Source organism: Shewanella holmiensis (genome assembly GCF_025370255.1).
Taxonomy (GTDB): Bacteria; Pseudomonadota; Gammaproteobacteria; order Enterobacterales; family Shewanellaceae; genus Shewanella; species Shewanella holmiensis.
In genome coordinates this window covers 47,615-62,420 of sequence record NZ_JAMTCD010000013.1, presented here as the reverse complement: position 1 = coordinate 62,420, position 14,806 = coordinate 47,615, and the positions used below count along the sequence as shown (strand labels likewise).

Here is a 14,806-nt window from a genome sequence, read left to right as displayed (position 1 = left end):
AAATTAAGCCTAGCTCTGTAGTCTCCTGCAACATTTTATCCGTTGTACTTATGTTTGCAGGAGCGCTGATTTTTATGTCTGTTACCGCCATACAAAATAAACTTAAAATCATTGATCAAAGTAAGGCCTTCCAGGGCTTTGTGATTTTTGTCATTGTGGTGTCGGCATTATCGATTGGTGCTCACACCTATCATTTACCGCCATGGCTAGAAAAAAGCTTACTGGTGCTAGATATCGGTATTACGGTATTTTTTCTGTTCGAGTTAATTATTCGCTACCTAGCTAGCGACGGACCTAAAAGCTTTTTCTCTAAGGGTTGGAATATTTTTGACACTGTGATTGTGATTGGCAGCTTAATTCCATTAGGAGGTTCAACCGTATTATTAGCACGATTATTGAGAATCTTCCGCGTGTTGCGTTTAGTGTCTATGGTGCCAGAACTGCGAATGCTGATTAATGCCTTATTTAAAGCTATCCCACGCATGGGCTACATAGTGTTACTGATGTTTGTGATTTTTTATATTTATGGCGCAGTGGGTAGCATGTTATTCGGGCATATTAATGCATTTTTATGGGGAGATGTGTCTATTGCCATGTTGACCTTGTTTCGTATTTCTACCTTCGAATCATGGACATCGATTATGTACGAAACCATGGCCGTATACCCACTCAGCTGGATGTTTTATTTAAGCTTTATCTTCTTGACGACCTTTACCTTTTTAAACATGATGGTGGGCACGGTATTAGATGTGATGAGTGAAGAAAGTCGTTTAATGAGTGAAGCCAAGTTGCAACTCGCCATTGAGCAGCAGGGCATATTGACCACTGAAAATGTTGGCAGCATAACAGCGCCTAATGGATTGGAACAAACAAGTGAGCGAGTTGCTGATAATGAAAATAGGCCCGCAACAGCGGCAGAAATAAAACAGCTGCATGCAAAAATTGATCAACTGACGGCTTTATTACTTCAGCAACAAAACACACAACGCCAGCCTTAACGTCAGGTTAAATATTCTCAAATCCGCTCACAACACCTCGCCCTTGATATTTTATCAGGGGCTTTTTTTATCTAATTCAGTTAGGTTAAGTTAGCTTTACCTCATTCAACTCAATTTGATTCAATCTTACGGTTAATCGATTCTTCATTTTTACAAGGAATGCCATTGCCATTATCTGCAAATAATATTAAAGCTCAAAACCATAGCCGCGCTAAGTCATATTGGCTTGGTGCACTGGCGGTCATGCCGTTAACTATCGCGGTTATCCCTTGGGGTATCTTAGCGGGTTCGCTCGCCCTTGAAACAGGTTTAACTGGCTTACAAAGTCAGGCAATGTCAGCCATTATTTTTGCAGGCAGCGCCCAGTTAGTTGCCCTTGGGATGATAAAAGCCGGTGTGGGCTTGGGCAGTATTCTTATCACAACCTTGTTAATTACTTCACGCCATGTGCTATATGCCATGGCAATGCGTCACCGCATTAGCCCATTACCATTAAAATGGCGTTTATCTTTGGGTTTTTTATTAACCGATGAGCTATTTGCCATTGCGAATCAGGGGCAGCAGCACAAGTTTGATCGCTGGTTTGCGTTAGGTGGTGGATTAACCTTTTATTTAGGTTGGAATATTGCCACCTTTATTGGCATTGTTGCAGGGCAAAATATTGATAATTTGGGTGAATTAGGGCTCGACTTCGCCATTGCTGCCACTTTTATTGCCATTGTAGTGCCAAGCGTCACTAAGCCTTCGGTATTGATTTGTGTGTTGGTATCGTTAGTACTGGCAGTGGTGTGCGCAGTGTTAGAAATACAATCAGGATTATTAATTGCCACGCTTACGGGGATGTTTGCGGGGTACGGTTACGCCAGTATTACCGCAGAGTCAGTGCATGATTCGGCTGGATCAGATAAACCAGATAAGCCCGTGTCAATTGAGGAGACAAAATGATGATTTGGTTAACCATAATATTGATGGCAATCATCGTATTTGCCAGTCGTCATGCGTTACTTGAGCCGAGAGTACCGATTAGATTAAGCCAAAAAACACTGACGTTTTTAAGTTATTCCGCCCCCGCAGTGTTAACCGCTATTTTTGCGCCGATAGTGTTTGCCCCAAATAACCAACTGGATTTATCGCTTTCTAATCCTTATCTCATCTGCGCTCTGGTTGCCACATTACTGGCGTGGTTTACTAAAAATACCCTGTTAACGATAGTGATCAGCATGGGACTGTTTTTTATGCTGTAAGTTAGCGTTGATCAGCCAAACGTTGGATTAATGCTAATTTGAGCATAAAATTTTAAACCTAATCAAGCTTGCCAGCGTAATGTACTGTCATCGAAGTGTATTAAGTTTACGGTAGTGTGGGTTATTAACAACAGTCCCTAGTATGCGACTTTGTCGATATGCTAAGGTAATGAAAAATAACAAATCTATCCTGATGAATAAGAGAAGTATATGAATAAGACGGTATTGATTACAGGCGTAGGTAAACGCATAGGCTATGCACTCGCAAAGTACTTTTTAGCCCGTGGGGATAACGTTATTGGTACTTATCGTAGTCACTACGACAGCATAGAGCAGTTACGTAAATTAGGCGCAACGCTGATCCAATGTGATTTAACCGAGAGTACCTCAATTGCCAATTTAATTGAGCAGGTTAACGGTGCCGCGCGTTTAGATTGCATTATTCATAACGCTTCAGATTGGTTACCCGACAACAACTCATTAAGCCCTGGTGAAACCATTAATCGCATGATGCAGGTCCATGTGAACGCACCCTATGAAATAAACCTGGCATTGGCCGACTTATTAATAAACAGCGCTAAACTAAATAACGATGCGATAGGTGCCAGTAATATTATTCATATCACTGACTATGTAGCCGAAAAGGGAAGCAAAAAACACATAGCCTATGCTGCCAGTAAAGCTGCACTTCACAATTTAACCTTATCTTTTGCCACCAAACTCGCACCACACGTTAAAGTTAACTCTATTGCGCCCGCGATGATTTTATTTAACGAACACGATGATGATGCTTATAAAGTTAACGCGTTAGCTAAAGCCATATTGCCAAAAGAAGCCGGAAATCAGGAAATTATCGCCCTAGTGGAGTACCTGCAATCAAGCCACTATGTCACTGGCCGTAGCTATGCGGTTGATGGTGGGCGGCAGTTAATGTAATGCTAGAGAGCAATTAACAAATAAAATATTTAGACTTCTAGATGGCTATTTGCTAGTGTGGATATCAGTGCAATATTCACACTGCTTATCATCAAAGGAAGGTATTATGTCAACGGCAAATTTGAAACTCGAATCGCTCGCGCTGCACCACGGCTATAAATCTGAAGCAACGACCAAGGCAGCAGCCGTGCCCATTTACCAAACCACCTCTTATACCTTTGATGACACCCAACATGGTGCTGATCTATTCGACTTAAAAGTGGCTGGTAATATTTACACCCGCATAATGAATCCCACAACAGATGTATTAGAGCAGCGTCTTGCCGCCATTGAAGGCGGTATTGCGGCATTAGCCGTAGCTTCAGGTATGGCGGCAATTACTTATGCGATTCAAGCCTTAACTCAGGTGGGTGATAACATCGTAAGCACCAGTCAATTATATGGTGGCACCTATAATTTATTTGCCCACACATTGCCACGCCAAGGCGTGGAAGTACGCATGGCCGCTTATGATGATTATGCTGGCCTTGAAGCCCTAATAGACGATAAAACCAAAGCCTTATTTTGTGAGTCGATTGGTAACCCTGCGGGTAACGTGGTCGATTTACAGCGTTTAGCCGATATTGCCCATAAACATGGGGTGCCGCTAGTGGTCGATAATACTGTGGCCACTCCGGTGTTGTGCCGCGCATTTGATCACGGCGCCGATATTGTTATTCATTCATTAACCAAATATATCGGCGGCCATGGCACCACTATTGGTGGGGTGATTATTGATTCCGGTAAATTTGATTGGGTTGCTAATAAAGCGCGTTTTGCCCTACTTAACCAGCCAGATCCGTCTTATCACGGCGTGGTTTATACCGAAGCATTTGGTCCAGCGGCCTTTATTGGTCGTTGTCGCGTAGTACCACTGCGCAACACCGGTGCAGCGTTATCGCCTCAAAGTGCCTTTTTATTACTGCAAGGCTTAGAAACCCTTAGCTTACGCATGGAACGCCACTGCAGTAATGCTTTGGCGTTGGCAGAGTACCTTGACTCACACCCACAAGTGAGTTGGGTTAACTATGCAGCATTACCTAATAGTCCACAGTTCGAACGTTGCCAAAAAATCACGGGTGGTAAAGCTTCAGGTATTATCAGTTTTGGCATTAAAGCGGCAGATGCGCAGGCAGGTAAAGTGGCGGGCGGTAAGTTTATTGATGCGCTACAAATGGTGTTACGTTTAGTCAACATTGGTGATGCCAAATCATTAGCCTGTCATCCTGCCAGTACTACCCACAGACAACTCGATGCGGCCGAACTGGCAAAAGCGGGAGTGTCGGAAGACTTAATTAGAATTTCAGTGGGCATTGAGCATATTGACGATATTATTGCCGATGTCAGTCAAGCACTGGAAAAAGCGTTAATAAGCTAAGTAATCAGAGTTGAGGCTATTGAGCCCATCTCTAAACCCGAGTTGAGGTTAATCACTTTGCTATTATTGAGTGAGTTTTACTAAGCTATAAAATAAGAATCCCCAATACAGCAAATGTACTGGGGATTTTTATGTTTACGCTACCCAAGCCTTAGCACTTTAGTGCTTAGCTTGCGCATTTAGTTACGGGCTAAGCGTCTAGTTGGCGTGATCACTAATGGCAATGGCACATCCCAACACTCAACAGGCAAATGGCTCACCTGTTGGCAGTCGTGGGCAAATCCAACCGCAAAAGGTTTGTTGTCTACGCTGTGTTTCAAGGTTCTATCGTAATAACCGCCGCCCATGCCCATACGGTTACAGGCACCGTCAAATGCCACTAATGGGGTAACGATCATGTCTAGTTTAGGTGTAGGGATCACGTCTTGTACATTCAGCTTCGGCTCTGAAATACCAAACTTGTTTCTTACTAATACCGACTCACTGTGGTAGTGACAAAACAATAAGTGACCAGGACAAAAAGGATGAATAATTGGCAAATAGGTTTTCACCCCAATATGCCATAAGGCTTCAATCAATTTTTCAGTGGCCAATTCACCATCGTGGCTGAAATACAAAGCCACATGTTGGGCATTTTGTTGCTGAATTTCTGCCAACATATGACGGCTAGCAATTAATGCTAATTGATGTTGCTCAGCCGAGGTAAAGCTTTTACGTTCTTCACGAATATGACGGCGAATAAAATCGCGGCCCATTCCCTGGCTGTCAAATAGGGCATAGCGCTCTTGATTGCTTAATTCAAAACCCGAGTCTTGATGGGCTAGGTTGTCAATATTCACATGCTGATTATCAGCATCCACTGCAGATAATGCCTGATTAGCACTGTCTAAGTGTTTGTTTATAGACGAGAAATAGGTGGTTTTAGCCGGTGTTAACTCTACTGGTGTTTCAGCAGTGTTCATGTAGCGAGTGATGGTCATAAATTAGGATGCTCCCCAGAATACCGTGGCTGGTGTAAGCCCTTGAACCGTAGGTTCAAGGCGGGTAAATGTTCATATCCTAAGGCTTCTCGATACGAGCCGAGCATGCACAATGTCAATGAAAGCATTCACCCTGGGTTTGTAAATATCGGCACAGGGACATTACCAACACACGCATATCCCAGGGAGCAAAACAGGTTGATAGTTGCTTAACGCAAATATCTAAAACTGATTCTAGTCGTCCTTGCGACTTCGTTCAATCAACGAATTTTCAAGCGTAGATTGTAACAAAGAAATACGCTCGTCCATTTGCGCCATATAGTGTTTATTTTTCTGCTTTTCTTCAAACAATTCATTACCAATATTTAACGCGGCCATAATGGCTAATTCTTCGCGGCTTAAACTATTGGTACGTGTTTTAAGATTGGTGAGCTGTGCCTCAACCTCTCTGGCCACTGAGCGTAGATTATCCTCACGTCCTTTTGGACATGCGATGGAGTAGGTGCGCCCTAAAAGGGTTATTTCAACAGCGCTGGTACTCATAACGTCGCGGCAAGATCCTTTATAAAAAAAGCATATATTGTTAAAGCCGAACTATATAGGTGTGGATTTAAAAGCGCAAGGCAAGCAGGCGCCTTTTTATCTATTTGCTGTATGTCTGAGCAAATCTGGCTTTTATCTCACATCGTGGCTGCAAGTATTTGGCGCTAATAGCGAACTCTGCTAGCATTGGGAAAGTTATCGCCCTTTAGGAAAGTACCATGGCAATCCCACCTTCATTATGTATCGACAACCTTAAAAAAGCCCTCGACGCCGCCGAAATTGGCCAGCACCCAGTAGAAGTTCACGGTGCATTGGTCGGCTTAATCTGTGGTGGTGTTGAACAGGATAACCAAACTTGGGTTGGCCCATTAATAGATTTAATGAATGATGGTAAGGCACTAGAAAGCAACTTACTCCAACTGATCACCGAGCTTTACCAAGATACCGTCACCCGTTTGGTTGATTTTGAATTCGGCTTCACATTATTGTTGCCTGAAGAAGAAGTGTCGCTATCGCATCGCGTAGAAGCGCTATCATTATGGACCCAAAGCTTTTTAACGGGTATTGCCATTATTCAGCCTAAATTGAATCAGGCATCAGACGACGTAAAAGAAGTGATTAAAGATCTTGCTGAAATTGCTCAGGTAGAATTTGATGTAGGCGACGATGAAGAGTCAGAAGCAGCTTATATTGAGTTACAAGAGTTTGTGCGGATGGCCGCTATTTTATGTTATTCCGAGTTTGGTCCAGAGCCGGAAATGGACAATACCGAAACCACTCAAACCGTTCACTAATCATTTAGCCATATAATTCATAAGCGATTGAGTTGAGATATGAATTCAGCATCAGCAGCATTGCAACCCTTTGATATTGTCATTATTGGCGGCGCCATGGCTGGCGCAACCCTAGCGTTAGGGCTTGCCAAGCTCAATCAAGGCCGAGCACAACCACTATCTATCGCCCTGATTGAAGCGCAGCAAGCCGACGACAGTCACCCTGGGTTTGATGCCCGATCGATTGCTATAGCCCACGGCTCTATTTTTGAACTCAATCGCTTAGGCATTTGGCCTGCGCTAAGCCATTTAGGCACAGCAATTCAAGATATTCATATTTCAGATCGCGGCCATTTTGGTATGACCGAACTGAACGCCAAGCCATTGGGCCTATCGGCACTCGGTCAGGTGGTTGAACTCGCGCAAGTGGGACAGGTGCTATTTGAACAGCTTAAACAAGCAGATATCACCTTATTCTGCCCCGCTAAACTTAGCCAACTTACCAGCGACGCGCACGGCCATTATTTAACTTTAGATAATGGTATTACCCTTAGTGCTAAATTGCTGGTGGCGGCAGACGGTGCTAATTCAGTGGTGCGCCAACAGTTAAAGCAAGAGGCCGAACAAATTGATTTTCAGCAAAGTGCTGTTGTCGCCAATGTTGAAACCGACAAACCGCATCAACACTGGGCATATGAAAGATTCACTGAAACCGGCCCATTAGCCTTGTTACCCATGAGCAATCAGCCTGCGGTAAAAGGCCAAACGCTGCGCGCATCAGGCCATGCCAGGTTATCTCTGGTGTGGGCGGTTTCACCTCAACAGGCTGCGCAATTGGCACAGGCCGATGAAGCTGACTTTTTACAGCAATTACAACAGGCTTTTGGCAATCGGGCAGGGCGCTTTACCCAGGTAGGCAAGCGCGTGACTTACCCGTTAACCTTAACCACAATGGCGCGACCTATATTCCACCGTTGTGTGTTTGTCGGTAATGCCGCGCAAACTTTGCACCCCATTGCTGGACAAGGGTTTAATTTAGGCTTACGCGATGTTGTTGGGCTGATCCAGGTGATTGAAACCGCACTTAAACAGGTTGACGATAACGCCCAGGGTAACCTAGTTCCTTTTGATGTTGGCTCCAGCGAGATTGTCCATCAATATTTGGCCGCGCGTCAGGACGATCGTCACAGTACTTTGCGTAATATCGAATTTTTAGTGCGCGGCTTTTCAAATCAACATTGGCCACTGGTGGCAGGGCGTTCATTGGGGTTAAGGTTACTGTCATGGTTGCCGCCGCTAAAACGGCCTGTGGCACAAATTGCCATGGGCTGGCGTTAAATTGATTGAATATCTAATGTACTAACACTGCACACCGATTTACTTTTTCACTGATGCTTTAAAAGGACACTGCTATGTATACCAGCCAAACTTTCGATGTTGCCATTGTCGGCGGCGGAATGGTGGGATTAGCGACCGCCATTGGCTTAGCCGAAGCCAATTTAAAGGTGGTGGTCATTGATGCTAGTAGCACACAAGCCCCTAGCGGTGAGCCTAAATTGCGCGTTAGCGCCATTAATAAAGCCAGCCAACAACTGCTCATTAACCTTGGTGCATGGCAATACCTTGACCACAGCCGCGTCAGCCCGTATCAAAAAATGATGGTATGGGACAAAGACGGCATAGGTAAAATTGAATTTGATGCCCACGCCATCAGCGAAAACCATCTTGGGGCGATCATTGAAAACGATGCCATTAGCTTTGCACTTGCCAAACGAGTCAGCGAGCTCAGCAATATCACCCATATCGAACAACAAAAATTGCAACGTGTGGCATTTGGTGAACGCGAAGCATGGTTAACCCTTGAGAATGGTGACAATATGTCAGCCGCGTTAGTTGTCGGTGCCGATGGTGCTAATTCATGGGTACGCCAACAATGCCAAATTCCATTAACTTTTTGGGATTACGGCCACCATGCCATTGTTGCCACAGTGCGCACCGAACTCGCCCACGATGCCACCGCTCGTCAGGCCTTTTTACCCGACGGACCACTGGCCATGCTGCCACTTTATGAAGACAATCTGTGTTCAATTGTTTGGTCAACGTCACCTCAACATGCCGAGCAATTGTTAGCGTTAGATGATGTCACGTTTGGTCATGCGTTAACCGCGGCTTTAGACAGTCGTTTAGGTGTGTGTGAAGTGGTCAGTGAGCGCCATGCCTTTCCGTTACGTATGCGTTATGCGCGTCATTTTGCCCGCCATCGTTTAGTGCTAGCCGGAGATGCGGCCCACACGATACACCCATTGGCAGGACAAGGGGTTAACTTAGGCTTTTTAGATGCCGCCAGCATTATTCAAACAGTGACAGAACTGCATGAGCAAGGCAAAGATATTGGTGATTATCGTCATTTACGTGCTTTAGAGCGCTGGCGAAAAGCCGAAGCGATGGAAATGATCGCCACGATGGAAGCCTTCAAGCGCCTGTTTGCTGGACGCAATCCATTGAAAAAAGCCATCCGCGACATCGGATTATCACTGGTTGATAATGTTGCTGGTCTGAAAACAGTGTTCGTCAGACAAGCCATGGGCAACAAGATGACATTACCTAAACTGTGTCGTGAATCAATTTCATCTTGAGAATCTTTAAAATCGCTTATATATCAGGTGATCTAGCCCTATAGATGATTTTTATCTAAAAGGGTTGTAAATTTATTACATATGTCGCATTAGCTAAACTAATGATAACTCGGTCGGATTAGAAAATTTTTTTGTATACAATCCAACTCTGCCGAGTATAATTTTGGCCGAATTTTAGCAAATACCTAGGCTGTGTTTTTAACATGGCACTACCCACAATAAGGGATAAGAATGGCTAGCAAAACGGTACTCTTCAACAAGCATTTAGAATCGAACGCCAAGATGGTGGATTTCCACGGTTGGGAAATGCCAATTAACTATGGTTCGCAAATCGAAGAGCATCACGCTGTTCGTCAAGACGCGGGTATGTTTGACGTGTCACACATGACAGTGGTCGATGTGACTGGCACTGATGCGTGTGCATTCTTACGTAAGCTTTTAGCTAACGATGTCGCCAAACTTACCGTACCAGGTAAAGCCTTATACGGCGGCATGCTAGACGAAAACGCTGGCATTATCGACGACCTTATTACCTATTACTTAACTGACACCCACTATCGTGTTGTGGTTAACTCAGCGACCCGTGAAAAAGACTTAGAATGGATCAACAAGCAAGCTGCCGCCTTTGATGTCACCATCACTGAACGCCCAGAGCTAGCAATGATCGCCGTGCAAGGCCCTAACGCTAAAGTAAAAGCGGCTAAAGTATTTAATGCCGAGCAAAATGCTGCAATTGAAGGCATGAAGCCATTCTTTGGGGTGCAATCTGGCAGCCTATTTATTGCTACCACAGGATATACCGGTGAAGCTGGCTACGAAATTATCGTGCCAGAAACCGAAGCAGAAGCTCTATGGCAAGCGCTATTAGATGTAGAAGTGCGTCCATGTGGTTTAGGCGCTCGTGACACATTACGTTTAGAAGCCGGCATGAACCTTTACGGTTTAGACATGGACGAAAGCATTAACCCACTTGCTGCTAACATGGGTTGGACCGTAGCTTGGGAGCCAAGCGATCGTGACTTTATTGGCCGCGCCGCATTAACCCAATTAAAAGCTGCGGGTACCGACAAATTAGTTGGCTTGGTTATGGAAGAAAAAGGCGTTTTACGCCATGATATGCCAGTGTTTTTCACCGACGAAAACGGTGTAGAGCATCAAGGTGCGATCACCAGCGGGACTTTCTCGCCAACTTTAGGCTATTCTATTGCCATGGCGCGTGTACCAAATGGTATTGGTGCGGTTGCCGAAGTTGAAATGCGTAAAAAACGCGTTGCGGTAAAAGTGATTGCCCCAAGCTTTGTACGTAACGGCAAACAAGCATTCTAATTAAGCAGTTTGCCAGGCATGGATCATGTCTGGCTAGCTGGACAATTTTTTACAACAGATTACAGAACCAGATTAAAGGACAACGACAATGAGCAACATTCCAGCAGATTTGAAATATGCTTCTTCACACGAGTGGATCCGTCTTGAAACTGACGGTAGCTACACAGTAGGTATTACTGAGCACGCTCAAGAGTTATTAGGTGACATGGTATTCGTAGAATTACCAGAAGTGGGTGACACGGTTACAGCGGGTGAAGATTGTGCTGTGGCTGAATCTGTTAAAGCTGCATCTGACATCTATGCGCCAATTTCTGGTGAAGTGATTGCCATCAACGAAGCCTTAGAAGACTCGCCAGAGTTAGTTAACAGCGATGCATTTGGCGACGGTTGGTTCTTCCGCGTTATGCCATCTGATGCATCTGAAGCAGACGGTCTATTAGATGCTGAAGGCTATCAAGAAGTTATCGACGAAGAGTAAATCTTGTCGGCACTGAGAAGCTCCCTCGGGAGCTTCTTTGTTTTGTGTGGCGCGCTGTAACACGTCATTAGATAAAAATATCAACAAAAAAACACTTTTTGGAAGATATCGACGTATAACACCCACTCACACGTACCACTATTTCACACATACCCAGTAACTGTGCCCTACAGCCCACTACTGGCAAATTTGGAACAAGGTTAATCATGACCAAGCAAACGCTTACACAATTAGAACAGCACGAATTATTTTTAACGCGTCACATTGGCCCTAATGCCGCTCAACAGCAAGAAATGTTGAACTTTGTTGGTGCTGAATCGTTAGAAGATTTAACCGCGCAAACTGTGCCGGGTAAAATTCGTTTACCGCAAGAATTAACCATTGGTGATTCATGTGGTGAAGCTGAAGGTATCAGCTACATCCGTAACATTGCCGATAAAAATAAAGTGTTCAAAAACTATATCGGTATGGGTTATTACGGCGTACAAGTACCCAATGTTATTTTGCGTAATGTGTTTGAAAATCCAGGTTGGTATACAGCGTACACGCCTTATCAGCCAGAAATCGCCCAAGGTCGTTTAGAAGCTATTCTTAACTTCCAACAAATGTCGATGGACTTAACCGGTCTTGATTTAGCATCAGCATCATTATTAGATGAAGCCACTGCAGCGGCAGAAGCCATGGCACTCGCCAAGCGTGTATCTAAAGCGAAAAAAGCCAACACTTTCTTCGTTGCCGACGATGTGTTCCCACAAACATTAGATGTGGTTAAAACCCGTGCTGAATGTTTTGGTTTTGAAGTTGTTGTAGGCCCAGCGCATGAAGCCGTTAACTACGAGCTATTTGGTGCCTTGTTCCAATACACAAACCGTCACGGTCAAATTACCGATTACACCGAGCTATTTGCTACCTTACGTGAAAGCAAAGCGATTATTACTGTAGCTGCTGACATCATGTCGTTAGTGTTACTTAAATCACCAGGCGCTATGGGCGCAGACGTGGTATTTGGTAGTGCACAACGTTTTGGCGTACCAATGGGATACGGTGGACCACACGCTGCATTTTTCGTTGCCCGTGATGAGCACAAGCGTTCAATGCCAGGTCGTATCATTGGTGTGTCAAAAGACACCCGTGGTAACCAAGCACTGCGTATGGCCATGCAAACGCGCGAGCAACATATTCGCCGTGAAAAAGCCAACTCAAACATCTGTACTGCGCAAATTTTACTTGCCAACATGGCATCGTTCTACGCAGTATTCCACGGCCCACAAGGCTTAAAAACGATTGCATCACGCATTAATCGTTTTACAGATATCTTAGCAACAGGCTTACAGGCTAAAGGCTTAAACCTAGTAAACAGCACTTGGTTTGATACCATCAGTGTTGCAGGCGCAGACGTAGCAGCTATCAATACCCGTGCACTTGCTGCAGGTATTAACTTACGTATCGACGCCGACGGCGTATTTGGTGTCAGCTTAGATGAAACCACAGTACGTGCCGATGTTGCGGCATTATTTGATGTGATTTTAGGCGCAGGCCATGGTTTAGACGTTGGCGCGTTAGATGCACAAGTGATTGCTAATGCGAGCTCATCCATTCCAGCGGCTCTTATCCGTCAAGACGCAGTATTAACCCATCCAACATTCAATCGCTACCAAAGCGAAACTGAAATGATGCGTTATATCAAGCGTTTAGAAAACAAAGATTTAGCATTAAACCACTCAATGATTTCATTGGGTTCATGTACGATGAAGCTAAACGCTGCAGTAGAAATGCTGCCAGTTAGCTGGCCAGAATTTGCTAACATGCACCCATTCTGCCCGTTAGACCAAGCGCAAGGCTACACTCAGTTAATTACTGAATTATCAGACTACCTAGTTAACATCACAGGTTACGATGCAGTTTGTATCCAGCCTAACTCTGGTGCACAAGGTGAATACGCTGGTTTATTAGCCATCAAAAAGTACCACGAGTCTCGCGGTGACGCGCACCGTGATATCTGTTTAATTCCACAATCGGCACACGGTACTAACCCAGCATCTGCACAGCTTGCAGGTATGAAAGTGGTAGTAACCGCCTGTGATAAAGAAGGTAACGTTGATTTAGAAGATCTACGCGCTAAAGCAAGCGAGCTTGCAGACAGCTTATCGTGCATCATGATCACGTACCCATCTACCCACGGTGTGTATGAAGAATCCATCCGCGAAGTATGTGAAATTGTTCACCAATACGGTGGTCAAGTGTACCTAGACGGTGCCAACATGAACGCACAGGTTGGGTTAACTTCTCCTGGCTTTATCGGCGCAGACGTATCGCACTTAAACTTACACAAAACCTTTGCTATCCCGCACGGCGGTGGTGGTCCAGGTATGGGCCCAATTGGTGTTAAAGCACACCTAGCGCCATTTGTAGCGGGTCACGTTGTGGTTAAGCCTGGTCGTGAAAGCGACAACAACGGCGCAGTTTCTGCCGCGCCATACGGCAGCGCCAGCATTTTACCTATCAGCTGGATGTACATTAAGTTGTTAGGCACTAAAGGCGTAACTCAATCTACGCAAACAGCGCTGTTAAATGCTAACTACGTGATGAAAAAGCTATCAGCACACTACCCAGTATTATTTACTGGCCGTAATGACCGCGTCGCCCACGAATGTATTTTAGATTTACGCCCGCTAAAAGAAGCATCAGGCGTGACTGAAATGGACATCGCTAAGCGTCTAAACGACTACGGCTTCCACGCCCCAACCATGAGCTTCCCAGTAGCGGGCACGCTAATGATTGAGCCAACAGAATCAGAGTCGAAAGTAGAGCTAGACCGCTTCATCGAAGCTATGGTTTCTATTCGCGCTGAGATTGCTAAAGTGGAATCAGGCGAGTGGCCAGCAGACAACAACCCATTACACAATGCACCACACACCATGGCCGACATTATGGACCCTGAGTTTGACTCACGCCCATACAGCCGTGAAGTGGCCGTGTTCCCAACCGCATCAGTTAAGGCCAACAAGTTCTGGCCAACGGTTAACCGTATTGATGATGTTTATGGGGATCGTAATTTGATGTGTAGTTGCGCACCATTATCTGATTACGAATAATTGCTGCTTAGGCTTGATAATACGGCTTCAGTTTAAGGTTTTCGCTGCTCATTGACACCAGTCAACTCCGCGGCGAAAACCTCAAACTTCATTGTCTTATCATCGCCAGCGACGCAATTATGGTGGTAGTGGGCTTCATTGAAGTATTCTGTGTAAAAGCATTTAAAAAGCGACCTTCTGGTCGTTTTTTTGTTTTTGTTAAGTTGATATTGAACAAGTTAATTGGTATAAGTAATTGTTTTTATAGCTATAATCAGAAAGGTGACTAGGTGTGAATATTAGTGGAGTTGTGGTTGCCAATAATTATAGACTGACTAAAAATTAACTAATACTATAATGCTAACTGAAGGTTTTAGTCGTTTCTTGCAGTATTAATCGAA

At 44.7% G+C, this 14,806-nt stretch carries 13 protein-coding genes and 1 other RNA gene; 11 read left to right on the top strand and 3 right to left on the bottom strand.

Annotated features, from left to right (window positions below; translation table 11 throughout):
* Nucleotides 1-74 precede the first annotated feature (74 nt).
* The 5 genes from NE535_RS11205 to NE535_RS11185 all read left to right on the top strand — a co-directional run bounded on the left by NE535_RS11205 (nt 75) and on the right by NE535_RS11185 (nt 4,595).
* Nucleotides 75-998, top strand: coding sequence for an ion transporter (locus tag NE535_RS11205; protein ID WP_261298722.1), 924 nt, complete (start codon nt 75-77; stop codon nt 996-998).
* Between the two features lie 186 nt (nt 999-1,184).
* Nucleotides 1,185-1,943: an AzlC family ABC transporter permease gene (locus NE535_RS11200; protein ID WP_425347457.1), complete on the top strand. Its 759-nt coding sequence runs from the start codon at nt 1,185-1,187 to the stop codon at nt 1,941-1,943.
* A complete protein-coding gene (locus NE535_RS11195) occupies nt 1,943-2,242 on the top strand; it encodes an AzlD domain-containing protein (protein WP_261298775.1) in 300 nt (99 codons plus the stop codon). The genes NE535_RS11200 and NE535_RS11195 overlap by 1 nt, the downstream gene beginning before the upstream one ends.
* A 210-nt stretch (nt 2,243-2,452) precedes the next feature.
* Nucleotides 2,453-3,178 carry a dihydromonapterin reductase gene (gene folM, locus NE535_RS11190; protein WP_261298720.1) on the top strand — a complete coding sequence of 242 codons (726 nt, stop codon included), beginning with the start codon at nt 2,453-2,455 and terminating at the stop codon, nt 3,176-3,178.
* Between the two features lie 121 nt (nt 3,179-3,299).
* Entirely contained in the window at nt 3,300-4,595 is a 1,296-nt protein-coding gene (locus NE535_RS11185) for an O-acetylhomoserine aminocarboxypropyltransferase/cysteine synthase family protein (RefSeq protein ID WP_261298774.1), read from the top strand.
* A 179-nt stretch (nt 4,596-4,774) separates the two neighbouring features.
* On the opposite strand, the gene NE535_RS11180 is transcribed toward NE535_RS11185, so the two are convergent.
* The 3 genes from NE535_RS11180 to NE535_RS11170 form a co-directional block, all read right to left on the bottom strand.
* Nucleotides 4,775-5,575 (bottom strand): 5-formyltetrahydrofolate cyclo-ligase, encoded by an 801-nt coding sequence (locus NE535_RS11180; protein WP_261298719.1) that lies wholly within the window; start codon nt 5,573-5,575, stop codon nt 4,775-4,777.
* Between the two features lie 8 nt (nt 5,576-5,583).
* A non-coding RNA gene (gene ssrS / locus NE535_RS11175) (6S RNA) lies at nt 5,584-5,766 on the bottom strand.
* 43 nt (nt 5,767-5,809) lie between these two features.
* The gene (locus tag NE535_RS11170; RefSeq protein WP_188840865.1) at nt 5,810-6,118 is read right to left on the bottom strand and encodes a cell division protein ZapA; all 309 of its coding nucleotides are present in this window, start codon (nt 6,116-6,118) and stop codon (nt 5,810-5,812) included.
* A 218-nt stretch (nt 6,119-6,336) separates the two neighbouring features.
* On the opposite strand from NE535_RS11170, the gene NE535_RS11165 reads away from it, so the two are divergent.
* From NE535_RS11165 to gcvP, 6 genes are all read left to right on the top strand, one after another.
* Nucleotides 6,337-6,912, top strand: coding sequence for a UPF0149 family protein (locus NE535_RS11165; RefSeq protein WP_261298718.1), 576 nt, complete (start codon nt 6,337-6,339; stop codon nt 6,910-6,912).
* Nucleotides 6,913-6,951: 39 nt separating this feature from the next.
* Entirely contained in the window at nt 6,952-8,229 is a 1,278-nt protein-coding gene (gene ubiH, locus NE535_RS11160) for a 2-octaprenyl-6-methoxyphenyl hydroxylase (protein ID WP_261298717.1), read from the top strand.
* A gap of 74 nt (nt 8,230-8,303) precedes the next feature.
* Entirely contained in the window at nt 8,304-9,527 is a 1,224-nt protein-coding gene (locus tag NE535_RS11155) for an FAD-dependent oxidoreductase (RefSeq protein WP_261298716.1), read from the top strand.
* Between the two features lie 231 nt (nt 9,528-9,758).
* Nucleotides 9,759-10,853, top strand: coding sequence for a glycine cleavage system aminomethyltransferase GcvT (gene gcvT, locus NE535_RS11150; protein ID WP_261298715.1), 1,095 nt, complete (start codon nt 9,759-9,761; stop codon nt 10,851-10,853).
* An 88-nt stretch (nt 10,854-10,941) separates the two neighbouring features.
* The gene (gene gcvH, locus NE535_RS11145; RefSeq protein ID WP_188840860.1) at nt 10,942-11,331 is read left to right on the top strand and encodes a glycine cleavage system protein GcvH; all 390 of its coding nucleotides are present in this window, start codon (nt 10,942-10,944) and stop codon (nt 11,329-11,331) included.
* 206 nt (nt 11,332-11,537) lie between these two features.
* Nucleotides 11,538-14,426, top strand: coding sequence for an aminomethyl-transferring glycine dehydrogenase (gcvP, locus tag NE535_RS11140; RefSeq protein WP_261298714.1), 2,889 nt, complete (start codon nt 11,538-11,540; stop codon nt 14,424-14,426).
* Nucleotides 14,427-14,806: the final 380 nt, after the last annotated feature.